The organism is Candidatus Vallotiella sp. (ex Adelges kitamiensis) (assembly GCF_020342435.1).
Taxonomy (GTDB): Bacteria; Pseudomonadota; Gammaproteobacteria; order Burkholderiales; family Burkholderiaceae; genus Mycetohabitans.
This window is the reverse complement of the sequence record NZ_CP080504.1, coordinates 840082-852375: the sequence shown is the minus strand read 5'-3', so window position 1 is coordinate 852375 and position 12294 is coordinate 840082. Positions and strand designations below refer to the sequence as shown.

Annotated in this window: 8 protein-coding genes; 4 read left to right on the top strand and 4 right to left on the bottom strand. The window is 44.9% G+C overall.

The annotated features are described in order from the left end of the window. Window positions 1–16: 16 nt before the first annotated feature. Window positions 17–883 (bottom strand): metal ABC transporter ATP-binding protein, encoded by an 867-nt coding sequence (locus tag K0T93_RS03190; protein WP_225721250.1) that lies wholly within the window; start codon window positions 881–883, stop codon window positions 17–19. Beyond that, the gene (locus tag K0T93_RS03185) at window positions 880–1779 is read right to left on the bottom strand and encodes a metal ABC transporter solute-binding protein, Zn/Mn family (protein ID WP_225721249.1); all 900 of its coding nucleotides are present in this window, start codon (window positions 1777–1779) and stop codon (window positions 880–882) included. The genes K0T93_RS03190 and K0T93_RS03185 overlap by 4 nt, the downstream gene beginning before the upstream one ends. Window positions 1780–1952: 173 nt before the next feature. Here K0T93_RS03185 and K0T93_RS03180 point away from each other — a divergent pair, with 173 nt between their 5' ends. Both K0T93_RS03180 and K0T93_RS03175 read left to right on the top strand, forming a co-directional pair. Next, a complete protein-coding gene (locus K0T93_RS03180) occupies window positions 1953–2903 on the top strand; it encodes an ABC transporter ATP-binding protein (RefSeq protein WP_225721248.1) in 951 nt (316 codons plus the stop codon). Further along, entirely contained in the window at window positions 2903–3664 is a 762-nt protein-coding gene (locus tag K0T93_RS03175; protein WP_225721247.1) for an ABC transporter permease, read from the top strand. The genes K0T93_RS03180 and K0T93_RS03175 overlap by 1 nt, the downstream gene beginning before the upstream one ends. Window positions 3665–3910: 246 nt before the next feature. On the opposite strand, the gene K0T93_RS03170 is transcribed toward K0T93_RS03175, so the two are convergent. Both K0T93_RS03170 and K0T93_RS03165 read right to left on the bottom strand, forming a co-directional pair. Next, window positions 3911–5743, bottom strand: coding sequence for a glycoside hydrolase family 15 protein (locus tag K0T93_RS03170; protein ID WP_225721246.1), 1833 nt, complete (start codon window positions 5741–5743; stop codon window positions 3911–3913). A 678-nt stretch (window positions 5744–6421) separates the two neighbouring features. Continuing rightward, window positions 6422–7585 carry an MFS transporter gene (locus tag K0T93_RS03165; protein WP_225721245.1) on the bottom strand — a complete coding sequence of 388 codons (1164 nt, stop codon included), beginning with the start codon at window positions 7583–7585 and terminating at the stop codon, window positions 6422–6424. A 2720-nt stretch (window positions 7586–10305) separates the two neighbouring features. Here K0T93_RS03165 and K0T93_RS03160 point away from each other — a divergent pair. Then, entirely contained in the window at window positions 10306–10596 is a 291-nt protein-coding gene (locus K0T93_RS03160) for a co-chaperone GroES (RefSeq protein ID WP_216796473.1), read from the top strand. A gap of 45 nt (window positions 10597–10641) precedes the next feature. Next, the gene (gene groL / locus K0T93_RS03155; RefSeq protein WP_225721244.1) at window positions 10642–12282 is read left to right on the top strand and encodes a chaperonin GroEL; all 1641 of its coding nucleotides are present in this window, start codon (window positions 10642–10644) and stop codon (window positions 12280–12282) included. The last annotated feature ends 12 nt before the right edge of the window (window positions 12283–12294 follow it).

The following is a 12294-nucleotide window of genomic DNA, read 5'->3' as shown; positions in this document are numbered from 1 at the left end:
ATGTCGATCTAGCACGCTATCTCGACAAGTGATCGGAGTCCGGGACTGATGTAGTGCTATGCCGATCATCGTAGCCGCCGTTATTATTGTGCGAATGATGAGATTTCTCTATTTCTATGCCGCCCAACATTACAAAGATCCGCCCAGAAAGTCGCATGACGTCGATTGGTACGTCTCCGTACAACCGTGATAGTATTGGTGGCGTAATGACTTCATCAACGGTGCCCAGCGCGGCACGACCGTTACCCAAGTAGAGAACACGATCAATAACATTAAGTAGTGGATTAAGTTCATGAGCACTAAACAATACGGTGATGCCTAATTGACGTTGTACTCGCCGTACTAATTCGACTACGCTAGCTTGGTGGTTGAGATCTAAACTTATCAATGGCTCATCTAGCAATAGCAGTCTGGGTTGGCCAAGCAGGCATTGGGCTAGAAGGAGGCGCTGACGTTCTCCACCAGATAATTCTATAAGGGGGCGATCAGCTAGTGATAACGCACCGACAATCGATAGCACGTCATTTATTATTCTACGTTTTCGGCCCCGAGCTAGCGTAATTCCCCAGCGATTCCCATCAAACGCGCATGCTATAAAGTCCCGACCGGAAAGACGTCGTGCCGTTGATATATTACGCACTTGCGGCATGTAGCCGATTTCCGCATTACCGGGTGTGACTGGCTTCCTAAGCACGCGTAGCCTGCCGCAAGAAAGAGGCGAGAGCCCGAGTAACGCACGCATTAGAGTGGTTTTTCCTGCACCGTTAGGACCTAATACACCGATAAATTCGCCCGCACTCACAGTAAAGCTAATATCGTTAAGCACACACCGTGTGCCTAATTTGAGCGTCACGCAATTTAGCTCAATCGCCAGCTCACTCATTGAACTTGTCCTTCCAATGCTCGTTGCAAGGCATTGAGTTGCTCCAGCATCCATTGATGATACGTTTTGCCATCTGGCTCTGTTTCGGTAACATGCACTATTGGTACATGTGACTGCTGTGCAATCTTTAGCATCCGTTGAGTTGACATATCGCTAGCTTGATTGTTATAAATCAGTACCCTCACTTGCCGTGTTCTTAAGTCGTGCTCGAAGGCCGCGACATCGGCCGCGCTAGGCTCCGTTTCGTTCATTGCAGCAAGCTGAAAACGTTTGTTATGCATTGTTAGGCCAATAGCCTCAGCCATATAACCGAATACAGATTCGGTAGCTGTAACGGGCTCACCTTGATAGTATTGCCTCAATTCTGCAATTTTTTGATCAATCGGCTTTATCGAGTCGATAAAGCGGGTTAACCGGACAGCGTAGTCAGCTTTATGCGCTGGATCTGTTTGTACGAGGAATGCGCTAACTGCACGAGCTACTGCCGGCATAGTCGCAGGTAAATACCACAGATGTGGATTGTCGCCTGGCTTCTTACCAACTAGATCGGCAGCAACAATTTCTGTATGCGGCTTACGGTTTTTTCGTGAGCTAGAAAGTAGCCTAGGCAACCATGGATTATAGTTTGCTCCGTTGTAAACAAGTAGTTGTGCAGAGGCGTATGTGCGTGCAATCTTAGGGCTAGCCTCCAGAAGATGTGGATCTTGGTTAGGGTTGCTGAGGATGCTTATAACCGACACATAGGGGCCGCCTAGCATTTTTACTAGTTCTCCATAAAAATTTTCGACCGCAATAACTTGGATCGTCTGATGGCTAGTAGCCTGTGACGACGTCGGGGAGAATAGTGAAATATAGAGAATGATTAATGCACTGACGGTTGCAATAAGGCGTTTCATAAAACGGTTCAAAACGGTTCCAGGGAGATCCGCATCATAATAGTAAGAAGGCTAGTATAAGTGTATATTATAATATAACAATGTGCTATTTTCTCGTATCGAAATTACAGATGATGTGTTTTCGAAGAGAGTTGAGGCTGAAAAAAACAATAGCTTCTGCTATTGTCCAGGGCATGCAAACGATTCTTTCTATATCTAACCTCTCAAAGACGTATGCGTCCGGATTCCGAGCGCTGAACGATATTAACCTTGATATCCAACGTAGCGAGATCTTCGCGCTTCTTGGATCAAACGGTGCTGGCAAGACGACGCTAATCAGTATTATCTGCGGCATTGTCAATCCTAGCGAAGGGCGCGTTACGGTTGACGGCCATGACATAATTACCAATTACCGTGCTGCCCGCTCAACTATTGGATTATTGCCACAAGAGTTGACTACCGATACATTCGAATCGGTATGGCGTACAGTGTCATTTAGTCGCGGTTTGTTCGGTAAGCCAGCTAATCCTGTATATATTGAAAAAGTGCTAAAGGCACTATCGCTCTGGGATAAGAAAGATAATAAGATCCGCACGTTATCCGGCGGTATGAAGCGCCGCGTAATGATCGCTAAGGCACTGTCGCACGAACCGCGTATATTATTCCTAGATGAGCCAACTGCTGGTGTAGATGTCGAGTTACGACGTGATATGTGGAGACTTGTGCGCTCTTTGCGAGACAGCGGTGTGACAATTATCTTAACCACACACTATATTGATGAAGCTGAAGAGATGGCTGATCGCATTGGCGTCATCCGTAATGGTGAGATCATTCTTGTTGACCAGAAAACCGAGTTGATACGTAAGCTGGGTAAAAAGCGACTTACACTTCAGTTACATGTGGCACTACAGCGTATTCCGCGCCGGCTTGCTGTATACGGGCTCGAGCTAGCTCGTGGAGGTAACGAGCTCATCTACACCTATGATAAGCGAGCAGAGCATGCCGGTATCATCGAATTACTGCGAGATCTAGATAACGAAAATATCGCTTTTAAAGACTTACAAACGACACAAAGCTCCTTGGAAGATATCTTCGTGAACCTCATGGAAGAGTGTCGCGAACCACCCAGAAAGGAAGCGCCATAATGAATATATATGCAATTCGTGCAATTTACTGCTTTGAGATGGCGCGCACGTGGCGGACTCTGATGCAAAGTGTCGTGTCACCTGTAATTTCGACGTCACTGTATTTTATCGTGTTTGGTACAACCATCGGCTCGCGCATACAATATGTTAACGGCATAAGCTACGGAGCATTTATTGTGCCCGGACTAATCATGCTATCACTTCTTACGCAAAGTATCTCAAATGCCTCGTTCGGTATCTACTTCCCGCGTTTCACTGGAACTATATACGAGCTTCTATCTGCACCAGTATCTTATATCGAGATTGTAATTGGCTATGTCGGCGCGGCTTCTACTAAGTCGGTTATGTTGGGACTGATCATCCTCGCTACGGCTCATCTGTTTGTTCCAGTCCAGATTAATCATCCTGGTTTCATGCTACTGTTTTTGCTTCTGACTGCATTCACATTTGCATTATTCGGCTTTATTATCGGCGTGTGGGCCGATAACTTTGAGAAGTTACAGTTTGTGCCATTGCTAATTATTACGCCGTTGACGTTTCTTGGGGGCAGTTTTTATTCGATTGACATGCTACCGGCGTTTTGGCGCACGGTAGCACTATTTAACCCGGTAGTGTACCTAGTGAATGGATTTCGCTGGAGCTTCCAAGCCGAAACTCAAGTGAATATTAGAATCTGCCTAGGTGTGACATTCTCATGTCTAGCTCTATTTATAGGCATTGTCGCGTGGATCTTCAAGACTGGATATCGGTTAAAAAGCTAGGCATTCTGGTTGCTAGTTAGTCATAGATACTCATGAATATATATATAATGCACCACGAACAACGTCTTAATTATTTAGCACACTAAATAGCTACCCTCTATACTAGATCAAACCTCAGATCATTCACGCCCCACCTCGTAGAAGCTGCTATAGGTATAGTATGCTTAGAACTTCTACGCTGAAGCTAAAAATCGCTGGGGTATGTTTCTTAAATAGAGATGTTATTTTTGCGGTAAGAGCCTGCACTTAGATAACAGAATCCCACGGCTCGGAAAGCCGCATTGCACAATTAATAATACCAACCATTGAATAGGTTTGCGGAAAGTTTCCCCACATCTCGCCAGTAATTGGATGTGTATCTTCAGATAGCAAACCTAGGTGGTTCCGCGCTGCTAGCATTGCCTCAAAAATTGAGCGTGCTTCTTTACGACGACCAATTCTAGCTAATGCATCGATACGCCAAAATGTGCAGATATTAAATGCAGTTTCTGGTTTACCAAAGTCGTCCGGTGCTTCATAGCGTCGCATGTAGGGGCCATCGCATAGCGATTTCTCTAGTGCTTCAACAGTGGATATGAAGCGCGGATCTTGAGCATTAATTATATTGACCTCAGCCATCAATAGCACGCTTGCGTCCAGATCTCGTCCGCCAATGCTTTCAGCAAATGCGCCTCGCTCTTTATTCCATGCGTTATTTAGCAGATATTCTCGGATTGAGTCAGCGCGCTTACGCCATAGCATTTCACGCTCAGGTAGCCTAAGCGTACTCGCGATTTTTGAAAGCCGATCGCAAGCTGCCCAGTTCATTAGTACCGACGAGGTATGGATTCGAGCGCGCGAGCGCAGCTCCCACATACCTGCATCTGGTTTTCTATATATTTGATAGGCATTCTCTCCAACAGCCTCTAGATGCTTAAACTCAAATAGACCGGCGGGGCGTATTAAACGTCGATCATAAAAAGCCTGTGCTGCACCCAGGATAATATTACCGTACACATCATGCTGGAAGTGTTCGTATGCCTGATTCCCTACGCGTACTGGTGTCTGGCCGCGGTATCCACTCAGATGCTGGACAATCGATTCTGGAAGTGATTCTTCCAGACCAATACCATAGAGTGGTTTGATATGCCCTCCTTTAGAACGCAATATGATATTGCGTAACCAGCGTAGGTAGTCTTCCATAGTGCTAACTTCAGATAAACTATTTAGAGCGCGCACGACAAAAAATGCATCGCGGAGCCAGCAATAGCGGTAGTCCCAGTTACGACTACTATTTGGCGCTTCCGGGATGCTAGTGGTCATTGCAGCGATGATTGCACCAGTATCCTCAAAAAGTGATAGCTTTAGCGTGATCGCTGCACGTATTACTGCATCCTGCCATTCAAGTGATATCGCAAGCCGGCTGCTCCACATTCGCCAGTACTGAATAGTGTCTTGCTCAAAATCGTGTGCCGTATTCTCGATGCTTTTGGCGAGTACTTCATCCGAACCCAGAATAAAATTAACTTTACGATCAAGTAGAAACTTCTGTTCTGAGACGATGTACGACAAGGGTGCGTCAGTCGTGAGCCGTAGCATTTGGGAGGAGCCAACATAGCGGATATGCTGGCTGTCTTGCGTAATCATGGGTATCAAGCGGCCCCAGTTAAAACGAGGGCGTAGCTGAATCGTAATGCGCACTGCGCCTTCTAACGGCTTCACACGGCGCACAATTGTTATAGGGCGGAAATGCTGACCGCGTGAATAGAAGCGTGGTGCGAAGTCAGTAATTTCAATACCCTGTCCCTTGGTATCGTACAAACGCGTCCGCAGCACAGCGGTGTTTGGTTCGTAAAACTGCTCGCTATATGCATAGTTCTCGAGCTTAATACTCCATAAGCCAGCGTGATCTGAAGTATCGATTAGTGCATTGAAGACTGGATCGCTATCAAAGCGCGGCAGGCAGCTCCAGACAACACAGCCCATCTTATCGATCAGAGCGCTAAACGCGCAATTGCCGATAACGCCGAGATCAAGCGAGTGATAGGAGGCGGCACAGAGGGGAGGGGTCGGGGATGACTCGGTAGAAGACAGGATCATCGTGAAATACCTTAGCGTTCTAAGTTTGGATGGGGCGGATGCGTCCGAGATACGTGAAGCTATACCGCGTGCAGTGTGCTGTCTGTGCTAACTCTACAGTGTTGCACAAGATTGCACACTGTATCGATTGTAAAACTGACATGCATACGCACGATGCACACTTGATATATATAGAACGAATGTACTACTAACACAGCACAAAGCCACTACTAGCGACGGTGACGACACGATAATCGTGGGGGGCACGTTGAGTCGCACTATGCCGACGCTTTGTACCCTATTCAAAGAGCATCAGCAAGTATTCAGACTTATGAAAGCAGATTATCATTGACATAAATATGATAGGCTATTTAGCTGTTTCGATGAAGCGAAGAGTCAAAGTCTATTGTACCGGCCCTGTATCTTTGTACAAGGATATAACAATATCCAGTTAATTAAGTAAGCTGGCCATACAGCAGCTAGGCAATTAGGAAGAATCCAGGGAAATAAGAGAAGTTGCTGTAATTCTTAAACCGAAAAAATTGATGCTCCTAAGAATTTTGCGTGGTCTAATAAAGCTTAGAATCAAGTTTGGTTTCGGGGGGGATATGTATGACATAGAGACTAATCTGACTCGAAAGTCGCCGATATCAGCACTTTCTTTTCGAGCTAATAACTGAGAAGGCTATTTAGAAGTTTTTATAGCCTCGTATTGCAAGCTCGTGCAGCATACTGTTCCCATAAATGTGCACAAATAAACAGGCTGATACCAGCAAACAGCACGAGAACTAGCATGTCGGGGCTATTCATGCGCATTAGCGTGCCAGAAACTATCATCCCCAAGAAACTCGCTACGCCCCATGATGCGCTGATTAAAGAGCTAGCAGCAACTAGCGATGGACCACGAAAACGCTCTCCAATTGTCGATAGAGACAGCGTGTAGACTCCCCCTGAAGCTGCACCAAGAATAATCAGAACGGGCCAACATAGACACGGCTGCGCGGCTACCGCCGGCAATGTTGGTAGCAACAGAGTAACAACCAGTGCAGCACCAAAGTGTATACGTTCTCGGCCGAACTGATCAGCCAGCCACCCAAGGAAGAATGTACACAGCGTGTCGCCAAGAAGGATTGCGGACCCAAACATGACAGCTAGTTCTGTTGAGATGCCATGATAGAGCGCAAACAATGGCAGCAATGATAGGGATAAAGTATCAAATAATGCAAAAAATCCTACACCGATTACGGGTGCAAGCATGCGTGGTAATATCGTCTTCCAGATCCCATGAGAATTTTCATCGGCTGGACTAATAGCGTGGGTGATGCGCATCATTGACAGACCTGGCAGAGCTAGCAGGAAAATTACAGCGCATAATGCAAAACGTAATCCAGGATATCGAGCGATTAAAGTAACTAGTAGCGGGCCAGCCATTTGGAACAGGGTAAAGTTAGTCGTATATAGCGCGACGATGCGCCCACGCGATCGATCCTGAGTGAGTTGATGTACCCAGACTTCAGTGATCGTGAACAACAGCATCAAAGCGGCACCTGAGATCGCCCTCAGGAGGGTCCACGCAATAAGGTTAACAGTCAATTGCATCGCAAGCGTTGCAATCGATATTATCCACACCATGCTGATAATAGCGCGATGTGCGCCAATGCGAGATGTGATGCGCCCTACGAATGGAATGATTGCGAGTCCCCCGCCCGCCTGCGCAGCGGTCAGAACACCAATTACATGTGAACCATAGCCGGCTTGCATTAACGCTATGGCTGTGAGCGGCAACGTAGTGCCAATGCCTAGTCCAACGATAGCAACGCTAGTGATTAACGCGTAGAAGTCGCGTGTAAAGATAACTTTCATTCGAGTATGATAAGGTTAGTGCACCAGTAGTGAAATCTCTATTTTTGTCACGCTGCGTTCGTATATAATCGCACTAACCTTCGCGGGTTACTTGAGTGCTGATGTGTATTTACACTAGAAAAACAGTTGCTGTTTCAAGTGTATTCACTATAAAACCAACCTAAGTACACTGATCTCTATCAGGTAATCATGTAGAGTAAGCTAGCGTAATAATTAGCCCTCGAAAATCATATTAGTGTTCGCAGTAGCTTCACCCCCAATAAGTAAACTAGCAGAACATTGCAGAATCAAAGTTACTTTAAAAAAGTGCTCTAGCCAGAAGACACGACTAGTACGCCAGTAACTGGCAAGTCATAGACCAAATAGTAAAAATATCAATATTATTGAATGCAGCGTTAGCCTAATTATGTCTTTGAAGACCGCTCTTTTTATCTAGATTTACGATAGTAAGTTATACCTAGCGCGCGCCCCCATCAGATTCGCTAATCTGATGGAAGTTAAGGTCTAAACAGCCGACTATGTTCAGCTGTTTGTAGTGATGCGTCATGAAGAAAAAAGTCGAAGTGACATTACTAAATGCGATCAGATATAAACACACTGAGTACGATTATTATCGTACTTGCTAAGTAAGTTTGCTATTATGAGCATCGATACGATCAATCTCCCTAATTGCAATGTCAGCACATATCTAATGACAGCATGCTAACAACTGTAATCTATTCAACAGGTCAAGTACAAATTTAGAAAAATCTAGTAATTGCTAAGTTCATGGTATCAAGAACGATAAGTGCTAGAGACATAGGTGAACCGGAAAGTCTGAAAGCTCAATGCGTAGCGGTAAAACCGTGTATGACACGGGTATACGCGTGTGCCGTTTATCGATTAGTATACCCAAATAGGTGCCTGTCTCTTTACGTATAAGTATAACTCAGTTCTAGTGGCGGTAGGGCATTATAAGCTAAATTGTAGTCCGCGTACGGTATGACCAGTAGAAAAATATAATATCTGTAGAGGAAGCAGCGTCTTTATTATGTAATAAACATAAATTGTTAATGTTTGTAATGCGTATTAGAAATGCTAGTAGAGCTGGACATTTAGATTATGCTATTGATATACACTATAGGTTCACTGTAAGTGGACATTTATCGAAATCGCTTACGGGTATTGAGGAGGACGTAACAGTATTTTCGCCGTATCGATTTTAGTCTAGGGGGGGTACACGGGGGATATACCAGCCAAGTACCGAGGCTCTTACGCTGATGCTGAGGCTACTTGCTGCCATCACATCACGAATTAGCGCGGCTATTTTAGTACACTGGGTATGACTTTGTTATACGCAGAACAGTGGATAAACTGACTTGCTATTCCGTTATCTCAAAAAATTAACAACGCTGTAACGAGCAGACTCTCGTCCTATCGGATAATCTACCTTAAGTAGCTGTATTTCATTTTATCGCATTGGACAAATGTTTGATTTGAGCATGCTGGTATCTTGTGTTGTAAGGGTGCTTTTAGAGAAGTGTGGCTCTTAATATCATCTGACATCTCATCGATGTTGTGTCAGTTAACACTTACCGTATACGGTCTAGACAACAAAATACTAGAAAGCAAATCTCGGCATTGGTGGTGCGTTTTAGCTAACGCTGAATCGCGCTATATAGAGATCTCTCTCTAAATAACAAAGACTAAAACAGCAGAGGCTAGATATGAACCATAGCAGAGAATAGGCAAGACTTATAACATCTTCGTTTGATTAATTTGCGTGCCGTGCCGATAACATTTATATGCCAAAATCAGCATGAGTTATTGGTTTAACCGTATATGTATAAAGGAGGCCTTAATAGTACTCCAGTGTTAAAGCTGCTCGCCGAGTTAATTTTTGACAGCTTAGATTGAGATTTACTGAGATTACATGTCATAAACATGACACTTTGCATGAATGAGATCTACTATAAGCTTCTTGGCTACCTAAGGCTAGATTGCTCATTCAGATAATTTTTTATCGATTGAAAATATCAGATCCGATTAACTGTATTCTTGAGCAGGACAGCGCTAGCTGTACAAAAGATTGCCAGGTGTAAAATGAGTTCGAACTATAATAAAAAGTGATAGGTATGGTTTTCTATTTAAGGTGCTAAAAATGAACCAGTAAATCGGTAAGTTAGGTACCTTAATTAAGATGTGTTTTAATAATGAGTGCTCAGCAACATATTAGAAAGCTACGGGCTTGTATTTTACAGAAAAAATATACTAGAAATACTCCAGTACCCTGGCTATATGTATTTGAGCGTTATGTTTGGTTGATGCGGCTTATTCGTCAGTTTTAATCTTTGTATTACGCATGAATAAGTAATCAGGTTAAAGTACTATCATTTTTTCTGCAACTAATTTTATCGGTAGCTATCACTTAAAAAGTGAACGTCATGCTAACGTTAGATAACTTATTTGAGTATCATCATACTATGATGAAAAATTCCCATGTAAAGATTGTAATATTTCTACATAAGCTTTGTACAATAACAGTCACGTTTTTAACGTATGGCATCTATAAGTGCTTTCTGTTCTCTAGAGAAAGTTTGGGTTCTTGAAATAGTCTTCACCTGTCCATATAATTGGCTCTATCCGCACGTGAGTACTAACAACCCGTGCCACCAAGGCGCCTAGTTTATCGGGCGTCAACGTTAAAGCGTTCTTTAGCCTAAAACACAAAAGGAGTGTGTATGAACCTTCGTCCTTTGCACGATCGCGTTATCGTCAAGCGTCTGGATCAGGAAACCAAGACGGCGTCGGGCATCGTAATTCCCGATGCAGCGGCTGAAAAGCCTGATCAAGGTGAAGTCCTGGCTATTGGTCCAGGAAAACGTGATGACAAGGGCGCGAAAATTGCGCTTGATATTAAAGTGGGCGACCGTGTGTTATTCGGTAAGTATGCCGGTCAGACGGTCAAAGTTGATGGGCAAGAGTTGCTCGTCATGCGCGAAGAAGACATTATGGCAGCCGTCCAGAAGTAACGGTCGTCGTTCGTTCGACTTTTCAGAGATTTTAAGGAGTAAAAAATGGCAGCTAAAGACGTCGTATTTGGCGATTCCGCTCGTGCAAAGATGGTTGAGGGTGTGAATATTCTTGCCAATGCAGTGAAAGTGACGCTTGGCCCAAAAGGCCGCAATGTTGTGTTAGAACGCAGCTTTGGCGGTCCGATGGTGACTAAGGATGGTGTGTCTGTTGCGAAAGAAATCGAGCTAAAAGACAAGCTACAGAACATGGGCGCCCAAATGGTGAAGGAAGTAGCTTCCAAAACTAGCGACAATGCCGGAGATGGTACGACTACAGCGACTGTACTTGCACAGTCAATTGTGCGCGAAGGTATGAGGTATGTTGCATCGGGCATGAATCCGATGGATTTAAAGCGTGGTATCGATAAAGCAGTTACAGCTACAGTCAATGAACTGCGTAAGATCAGTAAGCCATGTACAACGAGTAAAGAAATTGCGCAGGTCGGTTCAATCTCTGCTAACAGCGATACATCAATCGGTGAGCGTATCGCCGAAGCGATGAATAAAGTCGGTAAAGAAGGTGTAATCACCGTCGAAGACGGGAAATCACTTGCCGACGAGCTTGAGGTAGTCGAAGGTATGCAGTTTGATCGCGGATACCTGTCACCGTACTTCATTAATAATCCGGATAAGCAGGTTGCTATTCTAGAGAACCCGTATGTATTGCTTTTCGATAAAAAGATTTCGAATATTCGTGACCTGTTAGCTATACTTGAGCAAGTAGCTAAGGCTAGCCGTCCATTGTTAATTATTGCAGAGGACGTCGAAGGTGAAGCTCTTGCGACACTAGTAGTAAACAATATACGCGGTATTTTAAAGACTGTAGCAGTAAAAGCACCTGGTTTTGGCGATCGCCGCAAAGCGATGCTAGAAGATATTGCGATCCTAACTGGTGGTCAAGTTATTGCTGAAGAAACCGGCCTATCTCTTGAAAAAGCTACGCTGCAAGAGTTAGGTCAAGCTAAGCGGATCGAAGTTGCAAAGGAAAACACAACAATTATAGATGGAGCTGGCGAAGCGAAAAACATTGAAGGGCGTGTGAAACAAATCCGCACGCAAATCGAAGAATCAACCTCAGACTACGATCGCGAAAAACTGCAAGAACGTGTCGCAAAGCTCGCGGGCGGTGTAGCAGTAATTAAGGTAGGTGCGGCCACTGAAGTCGAAATGAAAGAAAAAAAGGCGCGTGTTGAAGACGCACTACATGCTACACGTGCAGCCGTTGAGGAAGGAATCGTAGCAGGTGGCGGCGTTGCACTAATCCGTGCCCGCACTGCAATCACCAGTATTAAAGGCGAAAATGCTGATCAAGAAGCCGGCATTAAAATCGTGCTGCGTGCGATAGAAGAGCCGCTTCGTCAAATTGTACTAAATGGCGGAGAAGAAGGCAGTGTGGTGGTCGCTGCTGTAGCTGCTGGTAAAGGTAACTATGGCTACAATGCGACAAAAGGCGAGTACGGTGACCTTGTTGAAGCCGGGGTTGTTGATCCAACGAAAGTTACGCGAACCGCGCTGCAAAATGCGGCTTCCGTTGCTGGTCTGCTACTTACAACTGACGCAGCAGTATGTGAGCTAGCGAAAGAGGACGCACCAGCACCAGCTGGTATGCCAGGCGGTATGGGTGGTATGGGTATGGACATGTAATTCAGCCTGTTC